Origin of the sequence: Salimicrobium flavidum (assembly GCF_900156645.1) — a bacterium.
Taxonomy (GTDB): domain Bacteria; phylum Bacillota; class Bacilli; order Bacillales; family Halobacillaceae; genus Salimicrobium; species Salimicrobium flavidum.
In genome coordinates this window covers 50,251-68,338 of the sequence record NZ_FTOC01000002.1, presented here as the reverse complement: position 1 = coordinate 68,338, position 18,088 = coordinate 50,251, and the positions used below count along the sequence as shown (strand labels likewise).

The following is an 18,088-nucleotide window of genomic DNA, read 5'->3' as shown; positions in this document are numbered from 1 at the left end:
TTAGAATCATTAATAAGAGCTGCCGATTTCAATGGAATCGGCAGCTCTTTTATAATGAATTTATTTTATCGGACTCGAATTTCCTGACCGAGCTGAAGATTGTACGGGTCCACATCAGGGTTCAACTCGTAAAGCTCCTCTACGGTAAGTCCTTCATGCAAATTCGCAATACTGTAGAACGTGCTTCCCGGACTGACAGTATGATACTGCTCCGGCATATTTTCCTCCGGAGGAGCTACCCGAACCTCCTGACCAAGTTGGAGATTTCTCGGTTCAATACCCGGGTTCCATTCATACAGATTCTTAAGCGTTACATCAGTGTGAAGATTGGCCATGCTGTACAACGTCGTTCCAGGAGATACAGTGTGAGACGTTTCTTCGCTTCCGTCCTTATAGTCGTTGGCAGCCACGTTCCCGCCGCCGATTCCAAGAGCCAGACCTGCAACTGCCAGTGAAATGACACGCTTTTTCACGGTTAGCCTCCTTAGAATGTGTTCTATAAGACTTTTGCCGCTGCAATTCCCTTTCAAACATTCATGGAATGCCAATAATCAGAATCTCATCTTCCCTATCGACCGGGGCTCCACCTTTCCTCAAAACCGTTCTGCTCCGAATATTGATATAACAATTTCAGTTTTTCTGAATGATAATTGTATAGACTTCTGTCTTCATGTATTAGTGCTTCTTCAACTTTCAAATATTCGTTTCGTTCCACGAGCTGATCAAGATAATAATTCTCCGGCACTTTATCACTCTTGTTCAAGTTACAGGTGCGACAGGACAACACGAGATTCCAAATATTATCCGATTGAACGAGAGACCATGGGATGAAGTGATCAACATGAGTTTGGGCATTAGACGTATTCAAAGCTTTTCCACAATAAAAACACTGGTTTTCAAACCTGGAAAGCAGTATCTCTCTGTAAGGAGAAAGCGATTCTCTTTGAGCTATACTTTCTACTTTCTCCAGCAGAAAATCTTTCGATACCGGATTATACTGTTCGATCATCTTTGCCAGGTGATAGTTCACAAGGTCTGTAATAAGGCGCTGATATTTAAGTAAAAAAATATGAGCCTCCGGATGAAAACGGAAATACTCGGAATGTTTACGACGATCAAAGCCATACAGCTTTCCTTCAAAATCACTGTAGAGCGCACCGAACACATATTTCTTCATTACAGGTCCAGCTTTTTCCAAAACGTAAATCTGATCATTCATCTGAAGCTGATCAAAGCTCAAAGTGACCGGGATTTGCTTTTCCTGCTGTGCTTTCACAATAGCGCCGGCTACTCCTGAATTTTGATTCCCCTGTTTCAATCCGTGACGAACTACCAGATTCCAATACGTTTTCACAAACGCATAACCGATCTGATTATACGTCAACTCAAGATGATAGTCCGTATTGTAAAGATTCTCAAGCAATGCTTTCAAAAGACCGAACTTATATGTCTGGGTCTTCTTGCTCTTATAAAAAAACCATGTAAACTGATACCAGATATCTTCCTCCTGTAAAGAACGAAAGCTGACTGGCCCGTGACTAATCTCCCAACTCACTATCTTCCCTCCCATCTTCCTGCTCTTCCTTCTCCTTCCTCATCTCCTCCAGCATCGCAATCAGACGGTTGACTTCTTTATCGCTCAAATCATCGAAATGATCGAGCTGGTTCTGGATGAAGTTGACCGTCTCATCTTTTCTCTCTCCATCTTTCAGGAAAAAGGTCGTAATGGAGCTGGTGATCATACCGATGAGTCCGATCCCAACAAGCATCAGAATCACTGCTACTATACGTCCGACGCCGGTCTCCGGAGAAATATCCCCGTATCCTACGGTCGTTGTCGTCACGACCGACCACCATACCCCGTTCATATACGAAGTGATGGACGGCTCAAATTCCTTAGCCACTATAGCCGCTCCGAAGATAAGGATAAAGGCGACGCTTAGTACAAGGTCGAGTCCATTGGTTTTGATGATGGAATATAGGGTCCCGAGATACTTGCGGGCAATCGCGAAGAAACGAAGAACCCGGAACAGACGGACGATACGGGCTGTCTGGAAAATCGCATCAAGCGGGATAGCGGCGATAATGTCAAAGGGGTTTCTCTTTATGTACTCCCATTTCCGATCCGCTGCAATGAATCTGACGAGAACATCAGTGAAGAAAATGAGCCAGACGAAGCGATCGATCACCATCAATACCGCGTTATCAGTCCAGATGAACAGGACCGAGATGAAGGCGAGTGTGACAAGGGTTATCTCATAGGCGAGCCACCATTCCTGTTTCTTTTCTTCCTCCACCTTTGGTCCACTCCCCTATCTCTTTTGTTCATTCCTCTGCTTCAACTATAGCAGAAAGAAGGCGTAAACATAATTCCTGAAGTATTCAATTCTTCCACTCCAACAGTTCGATCCGGTTACCGAAAGGATCGTGGATATAACAGCGCTCCGCTCCCGGCAGTTTATCATCCTGCTTGACTTCCACTCCTTTTCGTTCCAGTTCCTTCATCATTTCTTTTAGGCCATCCACCTCAAAAGCTGGATGTGCTTTCTTTGCGGGAGTGAAAGGATCTTCGATACCGACATGAAGCTGCTGATTGCCAAAACGAAACCAGACCCCTCCATTTTTCTTCAAAGCCTCAGGTTTCTCGATTTCTTCCATACCGAGGGCTCCTTCGAAAAATTCTCTGGCTTCGTCCTCCCCGTCGACTGGTGCTGCGAGCTGAATGTGATCGATTCGTTTCAACATAGTGATTCTCCTCTCCTATTGATCTCCGCTCACTTTTTCAAACGGATGATCGACTTCCTGATTGAATTCGTTGTTTTCTTCTTTCTTACGCACTTCTTCTTTTCTCGTTTTCTTCAAGCTTCCGGTGATCCCTATGACCGATAACAGGAATAAACAGAGAAACAGAAGCGGCACGCCGACGAGCCACGGCGCTCCGGTCTGTATCGTGTAATACTTCATACCGATGAGGGAGGCCCATTCGTTCGTAACTGGCTGTGGCGGCCCTCCCCCAAGCCCGAACGCTACTCCCGTCCCTCCGAAATAAACTTCGAACACACCGAGATGGGTCATGACGAGTATCGCCTGTATCGCCTGGCGATTCAACAGACCGAGAATGTGATTTTTCAGATATGGGAAGAGTTGCGTCCTGGTGATACGCCACTTCCCGGCCCCTATCAACTGACTGGAGACGACGTAATCCTTTTTCAAAAATTCTCCGGTCAAATTAGCGATGAAGACGGCCGCAGGTGGTGTCAGAAGCAGAGCGATGACAAGAACTTCCGCAGTGAGACGATAGGTAAGACTTGTGGCGAACCCGGACATTCGCTCCTGCATCAAAGGATTCAAAAGCTGATACGCGATGATCGAAGCGGGAACGAAATAAAGGACGGAAATCGTATGTTCCACCCATTTGGCTGCACCTTTCCGGTAGAAGCCGAGCGGGATGCCGACTAGAAGCGCGAGCAGAAAGCTGATCCCTGCAATCGACAACGATCCGAGAATCGTGTATTTCGCTCCTTGAAGAATTTGATGGAACAGATGGACCCCGTCCGCATCCGTCCCTAAGATCGAATGTTCAAACGGTGCAAACGGCGGACCTACTACGCCGTCCTCCAGGTTCAGAAACGGGGTCTGCGGAATATAACTGTCGAACACGAGAGCATGGACGAAACTGGCGGTTACCATAAGTATAAGGAAAAAGGACCCGAGCAGGAATCCCGGCTGACGCCACACACTTCTTTTCATATGTCCACCCCCTGTTTCGTAGTCACATAGACGAGGACTTCCACCAGCTTCAAAGCGACGTATATCGGGATGAAAAACAGCATAGCCGTGACGAAAAACACCGGTGGCTGAACATATTCAATGAGGAAAGAGGTCATACCGAAGTTGTTGAACAAGTACTCCACGATGAACAGATTGCTCACCGTCAGTCCGATAATGAACTTCCCTTGATAAACGAATTTCACCATCACGTTTCTGCTTATATGTCTTAATAATATGTATGGTTTAGGCAGCCCTTTGCTGACAGCAAGGCTGTAATAGTCTTCCCTGCTCTCTTCATCGATGAAATCGAGCATCGAATGCAGGAAATAAATGGACGGCAGTATGGAAAGCACCACGGCCGGTAAAAGAATCGCTTCATTCGTTCCCGCTCCGGTGAAAGCGATCGCCCGCCAGTCGAACGTCGTATACACCCATACCATCACCAGCTGCGCGGAAAGAACATACATCACATCCGGAATCGTTGAAAGGAGGGAGGTGACCGACCGTACTCCTCTACTCACTTTCGACGGAGCCATCCATAACATGAACGTCCATACAGAAGCTGCCACAAACGAAAGGAGGAGCGCTAGGCCAAGCACGCTCATGGAACTTCCGAACGCCTTCCAGATAATCGGAAAAAGTTCCCGTTCCACTCCCGAAGTGAGGTTTATGTAAATCAATTGCTCCGGGTTCGCCATGGCCAACCCTGTCGCTGCAATCCGGTCGATGTCTGGCCACCGGAAGCCTTCCGGCGAAACGAACAATGAAGAAGTACTGATGAAGAAAATGCCGACCACTAAAAAAAGCGGTTTCAATAGTTCATGGACCCATTTCTTATTAATGATGATACTCGCACCCCCATTACTTATTCCACTATCATATTATCATAAATGTGGAAAGATATAACAGGAAGCATTCTCTCGTTTTTACATGTTTCGAAATCGAGAAAAAAGGAAATATCTATGGAGTGATGCTTGTACTACTTTTTTTCACTTAAGGAGTGAATGGGCAATATGCTATTCAGAGAATATGAATTTTTGAACAAGACGCTTGCGAACCGTTTCGTCGTTTCGCCGATGACAAGAATCAGCGCGGAAGAAGACGGACGGGCGAATGATACGATGAAAGAATACTACGCACGTTTCGCTAAAGGCGGATTCGGAACGATTATCACGGAAGGCATCTATCCTGATCAAAGTTATAGCCAAGGGTATAATAATCAACCAGGCCTAGCCAGTGATATCCAGGCCGACTCATGGAAACCGGTCGTCGAAGCAGTTCACGAGGAAGGCTCTGCTATCGTCGCACAGCTTATGCATGCCGGCGCCCAGAGTCAGGGAAATATTTATACGGAGGAGACGATCGCTCCTTCCGCTGTCCAGCCAAAAGGCGAACAGTTAGGCTTTTACGGAGGATCCGGTTCCTTCCCGGTGCCAAGAGCGATGGATGATCATGACTTCGTGGAAGTGAAAGAAGGATTCATACGAAGTGCTCTGCGCGCGAAAGAAGCAGGGTTCGATGGCGTGGAACTGCACGGAGCCAACGGATATCTCCTCGATCAGTTTTTGACGGATTATTTCAACAAGCGTACAGATGAATACGGAGGATCACCGGAACAACGATTGAAGTTCGTCCTCGAAGTAATCGAAGAAGTCCGTGCTGCCGTCGGTGATGACTACCCGGTAGGCATACGTATTTCCCAGGCGAAAGTGTCTGACGGCGAACACAAATGGGCCGGCGGTGAGGAAGAAGCACGGACGATTTTCGAAGCGCTAGGAAATGCACCGCTCGATTTCATCCATACGACGGATGCCGATGCGGCCGATCCTTCCTTCGGGGAGGATACGAAAACATTGGCAGAAGCCGCGAAAATCTTCAGCGGGCTGACCGTAATCGCCAACGGGCAACTGAAAGATCCGGTCAAAGCTGCCCAACTCCTGAAAGAAGGACAGGCTGATCTCGTGGCCATCGGTACCGGCGCTCTTGCCAATCCCGACCTGCCGAATCTTGTCGATAAAGGCGAAGACCTGCGGGAGTTCGACTTTGAAAAAACCCTTCTGCCGGAAGCGTATGTCAAAGATCATGAACTGAACCAGAATATTTTCAACGGATGATTTTCTTTGAAACGGCCCTTTTACGGGTCGTTTTCTTTTTTCCCGATATCCCTTTTTTCTGATAGTATGAAAACAGACAGAAAGGAAGAGATCTATGCCAGGAATATTCGTAACAGGAACCCATTCAAACGTAGGAAAAACGCATTTCGTCACCTCCCTGGTGAAAGCATTAAGAGAAAAAGGGGTTGATGCTGTCCCTTACAAACCCGTGCAGTGCGGAGCTACGGAAGAAGGGACGTCTCCCGATGCTGATATGTACCGGAGCGTTTATGAACCGGACCTTGGAGACGTGCTTTGTACATATCTGTTCGACGCGAAAGTATCCCCTCATCTAGCCGCGAGTCTTGAGGACAGGCTGATCGAACCGGAAAGGATTCTCCGTGACTACGCTTTTCTCGAAAAAATGCATGATATCGTCATCGTAGAGGGTTCCGGAGGTATCGCCGTCCCGCTTATCGATGAACAATATGGCATTCCTGAACTGATGAACGACCTGAATCTGCCTGGACTGCTGATTGCGGATGCGGGAATCGGCACACTCAATCAGACGACGATGACTGCCGCTTATGCAAACAGCAAAAACGTCGATTTGCGTGGAATCGTCCTCAATCGTTTCCCTGAACTCCCATCCATCGGTGTGCGTCACAATCCGGAAATGCTCGAGCGCACCACCGGCCTCCCTATCTTAGGAAAAGTCGCGGATGCGGAGGAGCCGGAACTTTCAGCTTATCGCACCATCTATTCAGATTTTCTCGAAACACTTAAATAAGGAAGTCGAAGGAGAGAACCGACATGAAACAGGAACTATTAAACCGCTTCACGAGCTACGTCCAAATAGATACACAGTCCGACGAAACGACAGATGCGACCCCTTCCACAGAGAAACAGTGGGACCTGGCCAACAAACTGGTGGAGGAACTGGAAGCAATCGGTATGAGTGACGTATCCATCGACAAAAATGCCTATGTCATGGCTACCCTTCCTTCAAACACCGACAAAGAATTGCCGGTCATCGGCTTCCTCGCCCACATAGACACGGCCACGGACTTCACAGGAACCAATGTAAACCCGCAAGTGTGGGAGGATTATGATGGAAAAGCTATGACTCTTAATGAAAACGTGACCCTCTCTCCCGAGGACTTCCCTTCCCTTTTGAAGTACATAGGCCATACACTCATCACGACGGATGGAACGACGCTTCTCGGAGCCGACAACAAGGCTGGCATCGCGGAGATTATGACGGCGATGCACTATCTGATCGAGAACCCCTCCCTCCCTCATGGAGACATCCGTGTCGCTTTCACTCCCGACGAGGAGATCGGGAAGGGACCTCATCATTTTGATGTCGAGCGGTTCGGAGCCGATTTCGCTTACACGATCGATGGCGGTGAACTCGGAGAGCTGGAGTACGAAAGCTTCAACGCCGCTGCTGCCACCATCCAGTTCCAGGGACGAAACGTGCACCCGGGTTCAGCCAAAGACAAAATGATCCATGCCTCGAAAATGGCGATGACCTTCATGTCTTCCCTGCCTTCCTTTGAGGCACCCGAATACACGGAGGATAAACAGGGTTTCTATCACCTCGTCGGTATGGAAGGAGACGTAGAAACCGCCACGTTATCCTATATCATCCGTGATCACGACAACAAGAAATTCGAACAGAAGAAAGACTACATCATCAAAACGGTGGAAGAACTACGCAAAGTTTACGGCGAGTCCGCGATTTTGCTCTATATGGAAGACCAGTACTACAACATGCGTGAAAAAATCGAGCCCGTCTTTGAAATCGTCGATGCTGCGGAGCAGGCCATGAAAAATAAAGGAATCGAGCCGCTGATTCGTCCGGTACGCGGAGGAACGGACGGCTCTCAGCTATCATTCATGGGCCTTCCGACACCGAATATTTTTACAGGCGGCGAGAATTATCACGGGAAATACGAGTACATCTCTCTCGACAATATGGAAAAGGCGAGCGGCACGATCGTGGAAATCGCTCAACTATTTGCAACCGACGACAGGTTTAACACCACCTGGAAAAAGGAAAGAAAATAATATAGATTTTTGATAAAGGTGGTGACCTGATGAGCAATAAGAAAAAAGACCACAACGTCGACAACAATCGGAAACGTATAAATGAAGAAGAACGTACAGACCTTGCGGAGAAATTCAAAGAAGAAGAACTGACAGATGATATCCCGGTGGAAGAACTCGAAATCGATGAAAAGGGAAACAGACAAAAAAGAAATACGAGAACCGATTCCCAGAGCGAAAAGAAATACCGCAAAGACCGCGACAATCAGGAATAATATAAAGAGAGTGCTCTCCTTTTCACCTAAGGAGAGCACTCTCTTTTTTGTTTCAATTATTCTGTGACAAGTTGTAGTTCGACAGGAATAAACTCTTCCAATTCTTCATCGTTCATAATACTGGTCACAGCAGAAATAGCTTCTTCCCCTATTAAATCAGGTTGCTGAGCGACTGTAGCGTCCATTCTTCCTTCAGATATCGCGGTTCTCGCATCATCCGTAGCATCAAAACCGACTACAGTTACATCCTCAAGCATCGATTGCGATTCAAGAGCTTCCACAGCCCCTAGGGCCATCTCATCATTGTGAGCAAAAACCGCATCAATAGAATCATTACCCTGTATAATGTTTTCCATGACTGTAAGACCTTCGGATCGATTGAAATTAGCCGATTGAGATGCTACTACTTCTAATCCATCCATACCCTCTAAACCGTTATGAAAACCTTTTCCCCGTTCACGAGTAGCCGATGCTCCCGGGATGCCTTCGAGTTCAACGAGATTAGCTTCTTCTCCAACTTGTTCAGCAATAAATTCGGCAGCCATTTCCCCACCCGCTACGTTATCGGAAGCGATATGAGTGACTACTTCTCCTCCATCTGCTGTGCGATCCACAGTCACTACCGGCACTCCTTCACTGTTAGCTGATTCTATTGCCGAAACAACAGCTGCAGAATCTGTCGGGTTCACCAACAGCACATCAATATTTTGTTGCAACATGTCTTCAATATCATTTACCTGTTTGGCAGCGTCATCCTGCGCATCTACTGTAGTGATTTCATACCCGGCATCTTCAGCAGCAGCTTCAGCTCCATCCCTCAAAGAAACAAAGAATGGATTGTTGAGGGTGGAGATGGACATCCCAACCTTTACACTGTCAGCTCCTTCCTCGTTATCATTACTTCCCGTAGACTCTGAAGAATTTCCTGGTGACTCTGTCGAGCATGCAGCCAATAAAATTCCTAACAACAAAATCCCCATAAACTGGTAACATTTTTTCATTTTTAATTCCTCCCTAATAATTTATTTATCTAACGGTTAATTAACCGTGATAAGCTCGTTATTTTGAACGCCTATCCAATAACACAGCAAGGAGAATCACTCCACCTTTCACAATTTGCTGATAAAAAGATGATACATTCATCAAGTTTAGGCCATTATCAAGAACCCCGATGATTAAGGCTCCAATCAATGTACCCGTAATTCTTCCGCGACCACCTGCCAGACTCGTACCACCCAACACAACAGCAGCAATAGCATCCAGTTCATACATTGATCCTGCTGTAGGTTGGGCTGAGTTCAAACGACTGGTAAGAATAATACCTGCGAGAACAGATAACATGCCTGTGAGAGCATACACCCATATTTTTGCTCTATCCGCCTTGATTCCGGAGAGTATGGATGCTTCTTCATTCCCCCCTATGGCATATACTTTTCTACCAAATACAGTTTTATTCAAAATGAGAAATAGTATGAAAAACACAGCAACCATCAGAATAGCTGGAAAAGGAACTCCAAAAACATAACCTTGCCCTATCATTTCAAATACGAAGCTTTCTGAAAGTCCTGTAATAGGTCGGCCATCTGTATATACCAGCGTAGCGCCTCGAAATATAGTCATTGTTGCAAGTGTAGCTATAAACGGAGCCACCTTACCTTTTGTAATAACTACTCCATTAAACGCTCCCATAGCCAGACCGGCTAAAAGACCTATCAGTACTCCGAGAATAGGATCCATACCACTCGCAAGTACACCCGCGGTTAAAGCGCTTCCAAAAGCAAGCATGGATCCCACGGAAAGATCGATACCTCCTGTTAGAATAACGAACGTCATTCCGAATGCTATCAAAGCATTTATAGAAATCTGTCTTAACAGATTCAAAATGTTATCCAAGGTAAAGAAGTTGTCACTAGCAAAGCCAAGTACAACCATTATTAATATCAAACCTAACAGAGGACCGAGTCTTGCAAGGTTATTCGTTATGAATTTCTGCACGATATTCTCCCCCCGTCGCCGCTTTCATTATCATTTCTTGATTCGCTTCTTTTCCGTCGAGTATGCTGGCAAGCTCGCCCTCATGAATAACCATGATTCTGTCACTTACACCGAGTATCTCAGGAAGTTCTGAAGAAACCATAAGAATCGCCACGCCTTTTTCAGTCAATTCATTAATAATGTGATAAATCTCTTTTTTTGCACCTATATCCACACCACGAGTCGGTTCATCAAGAATAAGAACTTTGGGTTGGATACCTAACCATTTCGCAATTACGACTTTCTGCTGATTTCCTCCGCTTAATGATTGAACATCCTGTTCCGCTCCTGTTGTACGAACATGGAGTTTCTCTACCAATTTTTCAACTAACTGCTGTTCTTTTTTATGCGACATCCACCCTTTTTCGGAAACGGATTTTAAATTAGTCAATGCTATATTCTCTCTTATTGATAAATGTAATACCAACCCCTCATTTTTGCGATCCTCTGTAATAAATCCTATCCCTGCTTTGATTGCATCAGAGGGATCTCTAATCGAGATTGGAGTGCCATCGATAAGTATTTCCCCGGCTTTACGTTTTGCAGCTCCGAATATAGTCTCCATGATTTCCGTTCTTCCTGCCCCCATCAGACCCGCAACACCAAGAATTTCCCCTGCTTTCACGTCGAAACTTACATCCTTGAAATGCCCTTCCCGTTCCAGGTTTTTCACTTCAAAAATCGTTTCCCCCAGTTGATGATTTCTTTCCGGAAACCTATCGCCCAGTTCTCTCCCGACCATCATTTTCACAATTTCATCAAATGATGTTTCATTCAATACTTTCATTCCCGCATATTCTCCATCCCGTAAAACAGTGATTCTGTCGCAAATATTAAATATCTCTTCCATACGATGAGATATATAAACCACTGCAACATTTTGACTCTGAAGAGAACGAATGACACTGAAAAGATTTTCAATTTCTTTATCCGTCAGAGCCGCGGTCGGTTCATCCATAACAATCATTTCAGCTTTAGTAGATAACGCCCGAGCAATCTCTATCATCTGTTGCTTACCCACAGATAAATCACCAGCTGTCTCATTCGGGTCTATATCTTCTACCCCAAGCATCGCGAGGTTCCGCTTTGTTTGTTCATACATTTCTTTTTGTCTCAAAATTCCGGTTTTCCCCCATGTCAATTCTTTACCAAGGAACATGTTTTGTGTAACTGTCAAGTAGGGGATAATGTTCAATTCTTGGTGAATAACGACAATGCCGTCTTTTTCAGCTTCTTTCGGACTGGAAAAATTCTGTTCTTTCCCTTTCACTTCAATTGTTCCTGCATCTTTACCGTGAATACCTGTAAGAATTTTTATTAAAGTCGACTTACCAGCTCCATTTTCTCCCATAAGTGCATGAACTTCTCCTGGTATCAAGGAAAATCGAACATCCTTTAACACTTGGTTTCCAGAGAAAGATTTATCGATCCCTTCCATAGAAACGAAAGGCTTATCGCTCATACAGTCACCTCATTCTCAAAAAATTACACCTGATTGTAAAATTGCATTAGCAAAAGGTGTCGCTTCTCCTGTGCGAATTACGAGTTTTGTTTCCGTCAACTTCTCCTTCAATTCCTTATGCTTAATAAAAGTTAGCGGAAGTCCGGTCTCACTGATAACCTTATGTACTTCCTCGTTATTATTTTTTATTTCTTCTGCAAGAGTCACTCTTTCAGTCTCCATCTCTTCAAGAAGAAGGGAAAACACCCTATTGAAAGAAGGGACGCCTATGTATAAAGATAAATCTACACATTCTACATTTTCCGGAATTGGAAGCCCACAATCCGCAATCACAATTGTATCTGTATGCCCTAATTTACTAAGAGCTGCATTTATATCTCTATTCAAAATACCGTGTTTTTTCATTTTAAATTGCCCCTAACACCCTGAAGATACTTTTCAACTTCTTCTTTTTCAGGCATTCCATTTTGGGCTCCGGCTTTTTCAACGGAGAGAGCTGCCGACGCATTGGCAAAATCTATAGCTTCATTCAATTCACTTCCAGAAGCAAGTTTTGCAGCCAAGCTACCATTGAATGTATCGCCCGCTCCGGTCGTATCGATTGCATTCACTTTATATGCCGCTACATGTTTTGATTGTTCATCTTGTGTGTAGCTGACCCCCTGCTCACCCATGGTGACGATTAATTTCTTTTGTAACCTTCCATCCATCCCTCCCGACGTAAGCTCTTTCACTTCTGTTTCATTAGGAGTGAAATATTTGATGGTTTCAAACAATTCTTCAGGGATTGGCTGGAATGGTGCAGGATTCAATATTGTTTTCACCCCGGCCTGATGAGCTAATTCCGCTGCTTTTATTACAACTTCGACAGGAGTCTCCAGCTGAAATAAAACAATGTCGGAATTTCTTATCGTCTCTTCCTGTTTTTTTATATCTTCCGGAGTGAGACTATGATTAGCTCCGGGGGTCACGATAATTCTGTTATCATTCTCAGCCAGTATGATAGTCGCAATCCCCGTAGGTACATCTTTTTTTCTTGTTACCAGTGACATATTTACCTTCTGTTTTTCTAAATGAGTCATCAGCTCCTGACCAAAACTGTCCACTCCAACTGCACCAATCAATGTGACATCTGCACCTGCACGAGTAGCTGCTACAGCCTGGTTCGCACCTTTCCCCCCTGGGTAAGTATGGAAGTCATCCCCCATCAATGTTTCTCCCTTTTCAGGCATTCGGGATGCAGAAACGACAAGGTCCATGTTTATACTTCCGACTACTGTAACTTTCGGCTTTCTCACGTCACTTCCTCCTTCCGTATAGTAGACCCGCGTTCTACAAGTTTTACTTGAAATTCTTTCATATCTATCAGGAGATCCGGATCTCTTATTTGTTGAATAAGCATTTCTACAGCAGCTGTGCCTATGTCATATATAGGTTGAGCCATTGTCGTCAGAGAGGGAGATGTTGTTTTGCCGAGCATGATGCCATCAAACCCTACAATGGATAGTTGATCAGGAATATTTATCCCGAGAGTTTCACATGCCTTTATCGCCCCTACTGCCATAAGATCGTTAGCAGCAAATAAGCCATCTATATCCGGATGGGCTTTTAACAACCTGGTTGTACTTGCCATAGCTTCCTCTATTCCGTATCCGCCTCTTTCAACCAGAGAAGACTGGAACCATGATTCTTGTTCCACTTCACTCATATAACCTCCTCTCCGTTGCTCAGCATTTCTAACGTCTTGAGGACCTGCTAAATGAGCGATTTTCTTACACCCTATTTCTTTAAGATATTTGACTGCTTCTTGCGCCCCTTCAAAATTATTCACTGTTACAGATGGTACTCCTTCATATAAAATTCTGTCCAGAGCTACTACAGGTATATTAAATTCCTTTATATACTCACTGATCATCGTACTCGAGACAATTACTAGTCCATCAAGTGACTTTTGTGTCAGGGCTTCCAAATACTTACGTTCTTTCTCTAAATCATCGTCGGTATTACAGAGAATGAAGGTGTATTCTTCCTTTTGTGCCACATCCTCTACAGCCCTCGCAAGTTCAGGAAAGTATGGGTTCATAATATCAGGAACAAACAGGGCAATTGTTTTTGATCTGCCTTTAAAAAGGTTTCTGGCTACGTCATTTGGTCGATAGTTCAACTCCTTAATCGCCACTGCGACCCGTTGCTTGGTTTCACTGTGGACATAACCATTACCATTTAGTACTCTGGAAACAGTGGCCGTGGATACTTGAGCCAACTTTGCTACATCTTTTATAGTGGCCATAATCTCTCACCCCTAGACATACAACTCATATGTAACCCGTTACACATGAGCCGAAAATTTTTTCTGTTTTTATACTGCTAATATGTAACCCGTTACATACAAAATAAAACGTTTTCAAAAGAAAGTCAATAACTCAAGTGAAACTTTTCTGAATTCTTTTTCGTATAAATAATTATAAGGAGTGATAGTTATGTTCACCATTGCAGATGAATTATTGCTATTGGCGTTACACAATAAAAAAGGATCAGTCGTATCAAGAGCCACTTCTTCCCTGAATTTCGGCCTTGCCGGAGCCTTCATCAGCGAACTCGCTCTTAAAGAACGGGTAGAAGTGAACGGCAAGAGGCTCGTCGTCAAAGATAGCACCCCTGTGGAGGACCCTTTTTTAAATGATATCTTCGAGCAGATCAAAAACTCCAAAAAGAATAGGAAAATCAGAACGTGGGTAGAGAAATTCGGTCATCGGATGAAAGACCGCAGAAAAGGCATGTCCCACCGTCTTGCCGAACAGGGAATTCTGGAAGAAAAACAAAAAGACTTCCTTGGTGTGTTCAAATGGAACATCTATCCTTCCCGCGATTATTCGTATGAACAGGAGATCCGCACAAGATTGACGGAAGCGCTAAAAACCCCGGAATCACTTGATGATCGCACACTTGTCCTTCTCAGCTTGATTGGTGCATGTGATATCGTAAAAGAAGTATTCCCGAAAGAAGAAGCCAAAGAGAAGAAAAAGCAGATAAAACAATGGACGAAGCAGAACCCTTATGGTAAAGCTGTAAACGATACAGTCCATGCTACGAATAATGCCGTCTATGCAGCAATAGGTGCGGCCGCCATTGCATCGAGCGGACCTTCCTAAAAAGGTTGCATGCTGTTTGCACCCCGGTGATACCCGTACCGGCGGGATAAGGAATGTAAAAAGAACCCCGTACACTGCCTTTATATAAGCATTGTGCGGGGTTTGTTTGTGTGATGGCTTTTGTATTCCGAGTTCTTTGTCGTTATTTAAGGCAAATCGTTTCCGGCAGCACAGTACAATTCATACCATTCTTCTCGCGTCAGTTCCACCTTCGACGGAAGAGATGATATGCTCTTTCGAAAAGTCGAAAAATCCGTCCCGGATCCCGCACTTCGACTGCAGAATCATTTTTTCACGTAATGAAGGTTCTATGGCATTAGCGAATACTTCCTCCGATTCCCCTTTTCCGTAGATATCGGCGTGATCGAAGAAGTCGATACCGAGGTCGAGCGACTTGTCGATCATAGCTCTCGCTTCTTTCGTGGAAAGGCCGGACATGCGCATGCATCCAAGTCCGACCTGTGGTACATTCAATTCACTTGTTCCAAGGTTCATTCTTTGCATTATGATTGTTCATCCTCCCATATCAAATTGACCGACTTTCAGCTGATGGTACACTTCATCTATGATTTCCTTATGCGTACCGGATGACATCATTTTTGCCGAAGCGATTTTCCTGTAGGTCTCCTTCGTCATTTCCTCACGCGCGTAAAGGCGATCGAGCATGGGAATACGGAATTGTTCCATCGAGAGATAAGCGATCATCAATGTATCTTTCCTGTTTTCAATGTAAACTTTCAATCCGATCAGTCTCGGGAACATCCCCTGTTCCACATCATACTTCAGATGAATATCTTCTTTGGCGGCATTTTCTGTAATCGGTAAGTGACTCGGGAGCGTAATGAAATAAACGAGTTGTTCAAACGAACAGTCGATCTTCTCAAGCTCCACTTCCAATTCTTTCATGTTCCGGCGAGCCGTAGAGCGGATTTCCTGAAAGTAAAAATACCGTCCGGTCAAGAGGACCGTCAAAAGAAAAGCGAAGCCCAGACTGATGATACTGAATCCACTCATAATACATACTCCTCTGTTGCCACGACTTTGTTTTTCCCGGAATTCTTAGCTTCATAAAGAGCCTCATCCGCAAGTTCGATAAACTGTGCCGCTTTCATCGAACGATCGATTTCCGTCGAGGACACACCTACACTTATCGTAAGTCGTTTGCCGGGCTGACTTGATTCGGAGGGGAAGACCGTTTTTTCCACCAAATCCCGGATTTTTTCAGCAATCTCCCTGGCATCGACCAAAGACGTCTCCGAAAGTAACAGAGCAAATTCTTCCCCGCCGAAACGATATGCAGCCCCGGAGGTCCCCACTGAACTACCGAGCATATCTGCCAGTTGAATCAGCACATCGTTTCCAAGCAGGTGGCCATTGGTGTCGTTGTAAACTTTGAAATGATCGATATCTAATAGAATAAGAGAAACCGGCCTCTGCTTCTTCGTCAAAAGGTATCGTTCAATATCCTCCTGAAAGATCCACTGATTGAAAAGACCTGTCAGTCCGTCTTTTTTAGCCATCTCTTCGATACGCTTGTACAATTGGGACTGGTACAGTGCAACAGAAGCCTGGTGTGTCAGCGGGAGAATCTGATCCACCCACTCCTCGGTGATCCGCTTTTTGCTCACCGGGTTATCGATGAACATCACCCCGATATCTCCCTGCTGATGAAAAAAAGGGATGACCGCGAACTCCTTCATTTGTAACGTACTTTTCAGTCTTTTCATCATGGGATCGTTTTCAATAATGCGTCTGCAGATAATCGGACGACGTTTCTGCACAGCCTGTTCGGCAATCGTGTTACCGGTCAGGCGCAGGGAAAGGTGTCTCACTTTTTCATTCAGGGGGTGATCGAGCGAGTTTTCCGTTTCCTTCATACGGAACAGATCATTCAGCTTATACTTATTTTCCGCAATCACTTGCCACGTCTTAAATCCTTCTTCCGGGGTTAATGGCCCGGTAGCCATCTCCCCTTTCAGATAGTTCCCGTCTTCGGAAAAAAGAAACACGGCCGCACGGTTAAAGCTGAAACCATACCCCGCCGTCACAGCAGTCAGCATAATTTGCAATACCTGGTCCTCCGTCCTCGTCTGCTGAATCTTGTAGCTGACTTCACGAAATATATTCAGCTGTTTAAATGCGTGTAAGGAAAGGTCGAGGCGGCGTTGACGCTGACACCGCAGCTTATCGATATAGTTCATAAGGAAGGCAAGTGAAACAGCGAACAGCGGATAAACCGTCATTTCTATCCACTCGAACGGAATGTCACGGCTCATCATATAACCTACAGCCAAAACATTAGTGAAAATAGTCCCATACAAGCGGAACGCGATAACTCCTATTCCGATAAACAAAAGTATAAACCACTCTATATCAAGAGGAGGATAAAGAAAGTCGATACATACAATGGTCACTGCACTGCCTGCAGTTACGATATACCGATTGAACCAGCCCTTACCTTTGAAACGAATGATATTCGTAAGCAGACCCAGAATAATCGTGAGTAATAAAGCATATGTATAAGCAGGCATAACGACCCTCTTTCCATTTATGTAGTATTAAATGCTCATTACATTTACTCTACCACAATTTCCCGATTATTGCTCTACAAAAAAATAATCTCCCTCCAAAATTATGGCAGGGAGATCAAAATGTATTTGAACGGAAAAATCCAAGAGTACCTATATTTATTTGATAACGAGTACGGGTTTCGAGGCCTTCTGTACAACGTTATTACTGACACTACCGAGAAGAAGCTTCTTGACACCGCCGAGCCCACGGCTGCCGATGACGATGATATCGACATCATTTTCTTCTGCGTATTCACAGATTCTCTCCCCAGGATTCCCTTCTGCATCTCCAACAATTACTTTTGTCTTAACAGTGATAGGGTCTTCCTTTTCAAGTTCTTTCTTAATAGCTGCCACTTCAGTCTCGTATCGTTCGGCTAGCTCTTTTCCTACGGATTCAGCCATCTTCGCATTCGTCACGGGGCCGGTAGTGCTCACAACAGTAATTATGTGGATTTCACCATCACGGGAATCCATCACCTGTTTTTTTGCTTCATCGACCGCGTGCTTACTCAAATCACTTCCATCGTATGCAACTAGAATTTTTCTAGTCATAATGCATCTCCTCCTTCATGATTTGGAACTATGTGCACTTTATATTATACTATACTATTCCCTTTATATGGTGGGGGGTTAAACGTACTTAGTCGTTTAATTGTGAATTACTTATGAATTTTTC

Annotated in this window: 20 protein-coding genes and 1 pseudogene; 5 read left to right on the top strand and 16 right to left on the bottom strand. The window is 44.8% G+C overall.

Translation table 11 applies throughout. The features are described from left to right. Positions 1 to 65: 65 nt before the first annotated feature. The 6 genes from BW944_RS03595 to BW944_RS03570 form a co-directional block, all read right to left on the bottom strand. Entirely contained in the window at positions 66 to 473 is a 408-nt protein-coding gene (locus tag BW944_RS03595; protein ID WP_143525645.1) for a LysM peptidoglycan-binding domain-containing protein, read from the bottom strand. A gap of 95 nt (positions 474 to 568) precedes the next feature. Then, entirely contained in the window at positions 569 to 1,555 is a 987-nt protein-coding gene (locus tag BW944_RS03590; protein WP_076557405.1) for an HNH endonuclease, read from the bottom strand. After that, the gene (locus BW944_RS03585) at positions 1,539 to 2,297 is read right to left on the bottom strand and encodes a potassium channel family protein (protein WP_076556985.1); all 759 of its coding nucleotides are present in this window, start codon (positions 2,295 to 2,297) and stop codon (positions 1,539 to 1,541) included. Before BW944_RS03585 ends, BW944_RS03590 begins: the two co-directional genes overlap by 17 nt. An 85-nt stretch (positions 2,298 to 2,382) precedes the next feature. Continuing rightward, complete coding sequence (locus BW944_RS03580; RefSeq protein ID WP_076556984.1) at positions 2,383 to 2,745, bottom strand: VOC family protein; 363 nt, start codon at positions 2,743 to 2,745, stop codon at positions 2,383 to 2,385. Positions 2,746 to 2,760: 15 nt separating this feature from the next. Further along, the gene (locus BW944_RS03575; RefSeq protein WP_076556983.1) at positions 2,761 to 3,750 is read right to left on the bottom strand and encodes an ABC transporter permease subunit; all 990 of its coding nucleotides are present in this window, start codon (positions 3,748 to 3,750) and stop codon (positions 2,761 to 2,763) included. Next, positions 3,747 to 4,586 (bottom strand): ABC transporter permease family protein, encoded by an 840-nt coding sequence (locus BW944_RS03570; protein WP_143525644.1) that lies wholly within the window; start codon positions 4,584 to 4,586, stop codon positions 3,747 to 3,749. The genes BW944_RS03575 and BW944_RS03570 overlap by 4 nt, the downstream gene beginning before the upstream one ends. 198 nt (positions 4,587 to 4,784) lie before the next feature. On the opposite strand from BW944_RS03570, the gene BW944_RS03565 reads away from it, so the two are divergent. From BW944_RS03565 to BW944_RS03550, 4 genes are all read left to right on the top strand, one after another. Continuing rightward, positions 4,785 to 5,885 (top strand): oxidoreductase, encoded by a 1,101-nt coding sequence (locus tag BW944_RS03565; RefSeq protein WP_084193603.1) that lies wholly within the window; start codon positions 4,785 to 4,787, stop codon positions 5,883 to 5,885. A 94-nt stretch (positions 5,886 to 5,979) separates the two neighbouring features. After that, complete coding sequence (gene bioD, locus BW944_RS03560) at positions 5,980 to 6,654, top strand: dethiobiotin synthase (RefSeq protein WP_076556980.1); 675 nt, start codon at positions 5,980 to 5,982, stop codon at positions 6,652 to 6,654. Positions 6,655 to 6,677: 23 nt separating this feature from the next. Further along, positions 6,678 to 7,937: a peptidase T gene (gene pepT / locus BW944_RS03555; protein WP_076556979.1), complete on the top strand. Its 1,260-nt coding sequence runs from the start codon at positions 6,678 to 6,680 to the stop codon at positions 7,935 to 7,937. A 29-nt stretch (positions 7,938 to 7,966) separates the two neighbouring features. Beyond that, the gene (locus BW944_RS03550; RefSeq protein WP_084193602.1) at positions 7,967 to 8,191 is read left to right on the top strand and encodes a hypothetical protein; all 225 of its coding nucleotides are present in this window, start codon (positions 7,967 to 7,969) and stop codon (positions 8,189 to 8,191) included. Between the two features lie 56 nt (positions 8,192 to 8,247). Here BW944_RS03550 and BW944_RS03545 read toward each other — a convergent pair whose 3' ends face one another. Genes BW944_RS03545 through BW944_RS03520 form a run of 6 tightly spaced genes read right to left on the bottom strand, consistent with a single transcriptional unit; the run spans position 8,248 to position 13,977 of the window. Continuing rightward, positions 8,248 to 9,192, bottom strand: coding sequence for a D-ribose ABC transporter substrate-binding protein (locus BW944_RS03545; RefSeq protein ID WP_076556977.1), 945 nt, complete (start codon positions 9,190 to 9,192; stop codon positions 8,248 to 8,250). A gap of 58 nt (positions 9,193 to 9,250) precedes the next feature. Further along, positions 9,251 to 10,123, bottom strand: a complete 873-nt coding sequence (locus tag BW944_RS03540; protein ID WP_084193628.1) for an ABC transporter permease subunit — start codon at positions 10,121 to 10,123, stop codon at positions 9,251 to 9,253. Between the two features lie 40 nt (positions 10,124 to 10,163). Then, on the bottom strand, positions 10,164 to 11,687 hold the full coding sequence (locus tag BW944_RS03535; protein ID WP_076556975.1) for a sugar ABC transporter ATP-binding protein: 1,524 nt from the start codon (positions 11,685 to 11,687) through the stop codon (positions 10,164 to 10,166). Between the two features lie 15 nt (positions 11,688 to 11,702). Further along, complete coding sequence (gene rbsD / locus BW944_RS03530) at positions 11,703 to 12,092, bottom strand: D-ribose pyranase (protein ID WP_076556974.1); 390 nt, start codon at positions 12,090 to 12,092, stop codon at positions 11,703 to 11,705. Next, positions 12,089 to 12,985: a ribokinase gene (gene rbsK / locus BW944_RS03525; RefSeq protein ID WP_076556973.1), complete on the bottom strand. Its 897-nt coding sequence runs from the start codon at positions 12,983 to 12,985 to the stop codon at positions 12,089 to 12,091. The genes rbsD and rbsK overlap by 4 nt, the downstream gene beginning before the upstream one ends. Then, positions 12,982 to 13,977, bottom strand: a complete 996-nt coding sequence (locus BW944_RS03520) for a LacI family DNA-binding transcriptional regulator (protein WP_076556972.1) — start codon at positions 13,975 to 13,977, stop codon at positions 12,982 to 12,984. The genes rbsK and BW944_RS03520 overlap by 4 nt, the downstream gene beginning before the upstream one ends. A 190-nt stretch (positions 13,978 to 14,167) precedes the next feature. Between BW944_RS03520 and BW944_RS03515 the strand changes: the two genes are divergently transcribed. After that, positions 14,168 to 14,839: a GOLPH3/VPS74 family protein gene (locus BW944_RS03515; protein ID WP_076556971.1), complete on the top strand. Its 672-nt coding sequence runs from the start codon at positions 14,168 to 14,170 to the stop codon at positions 14,837 to 14,839. Between the two features lie 207 nt (positions 14,840 to 15,046). Here BW944_RS03515 and BW944_RS03510 read toward each other — a convergent pair. From BW944_RS03510 to BW944_RS03495, 4 genes and pseudogenes are all read right to left on the bottom strand, one after another. Beyond that, positions 15,047 to 15,343: pseudogene (locus tag BW944_RS03510) on the bottom strand (aldo/keto reductase); the annotation flags it as partial. A gap of 9 nt (positions 15,344 to 15,352) precedes the next feature. Beyond that, positions 15,353 to 15,853: a hypothetical protein gene (locus BW944_RS03505; RefSeq protein ID WP_076556970.1), complete on the bottom strand. Its 501-nt coding sequence runs from the start codon at positions 15,851 to 15,853 to the stop codon at positions 15,353 to 15,355. Continuing rightward, positions 15,850 to 17,370 carry a GGDEF domain-containing protein gene (locus BW944_RS03500; protein ID WP_076556969.1) on the bottom strand — a complete coding sequence of 507 codons (1,521 nt, stop codon included), beginning with the start codon at positions 17,368 to 17,370 and terminating at the stop codon, positions 15,850 to 15,852. The genes BW944_RS03505 and BW944_RS03500 overlap by 4 nt, the downstream gene beginning before the upstream one ends. A 156-nt stretch (positions 17,371 to 17,526) precedes the next feature. Next, a complete protein-coding gene (locus tag BW944_RS03495) occupies positions 17,527 to 17,964 on the bottom strand; it encodes a universal stress protein (RefSeq protein ID WP_084193601.1) in 438 nt (145 codons plus the stop codon). Positions 17,965 to 18,088: the final 124 nt, after the last annotated feature.

Excerpts from the sequence above, each read along its gene's own strand:
- BW944_RS03535 (WP_076556975.1), bottom strand. The coding sequence starts at position 11,687 with ATGAGCGATAAGCCTTTCGTTTCTATGGAAGGGATCGATAAATCTTTC.
- BW944_RS03520 (WP_076556972.1), bottom strand. The coding sequence starts at position 13,977 with ATGGCCACTATAAAAGATGTAGCAAAGTTGGCTCAAGTATCCACGGCC.
- BW944_RS03575 (WP_076556983.1), bottom strand. The coding sequence starts at position 3,750 with ATGAAAAGAAGTGTGTGGCGTCAGCCGGGATTCCTGCTCGGGTCCTTT.
- BW944_RS03515 (WP_076556971.1), top strand. The coding sequence starts at position 14,168 with ATGTTCACCATTGCAGATGAATTATTGCTATTGGCGTTACACAATAAA.
- BW944_RS03580 (WP_076556984.1), bottom strand. The coding sequence starts at position 2,745 with ATGTTGAAACGAATCGATCACATTCAGCTCGCAGCACCAGTCGACGGG.
- rbsD (WP_076556974.1), bottom strand. The coding sequence starts at position 12,092 with ATGAAAAAACACGGTATTTTGAATAGAGATATAAATGCAGCTCTTAGT.
- BW944_RS03500 (WP_076556969.1), bottom strand. The coding sequence starts at position 17,370 with ATGCCTGCTTATACATATGCTTTATTACTCACGATTATTCTGGGTCTG.
- BW944_RS03565 (WP_084193603.1), top strand. The coding sequence starts at position 4,785 with ATGCTATTCAGAGAATATGAATTTTTGAACAAGACGCTTGCGAACCGT.
- BW944_RS03495 (WP_084193601.1), bottom strand. The coding sequence starts at position 17,964 with ATGACTAGAAAAATTCTAGTTGCATACGATGGAAGTGATTTGAGTAAG.
- bioD (WP_076556980.1), top strand. The coding sequence starts at position 5,980 with ATGCCAGGAATATTCGTAACAGGAACCCATTCAAACGTAGGAAAAACG.
- BW944_RS03505 (WP_076556970.1), bottom strand. The coding sequence starts at position 15,853 with ATGAGTGGATTCAGTATCATCAGTCTGGGCTTCGCTTTTCTTTTGACG.
- BW944_RS03540 (WP_084193628.1), bottom strand. The coding sequence starts at position 10,123 with ATGGTTGTACTTGGCTTTGCTAGTGACAACTTCTTTACCTTGGATAAC.
- BW944_RS03545 (WP_076556977.1), bottom strand. The coding sequence starts at position 9,192 with ATGAAAAAATGTTACCAGTTTATGGGGATTTTGTTGTTAGGAATTTTA.
- BW944_RS03550 (WP_084193602.1), top strand. The coding sequence starts at position 7,967 with ATGAGCAATAAGAAAAAAGACCACAACGTCGACAACAATCGGAAACGT.
- pepT (WP_076556979.1), top strand. The coding sequence starts at position 6,678 with ATGAAACAGGAACTATTAAACCGCTTCACGAGCTACGTCCAAATAGAT.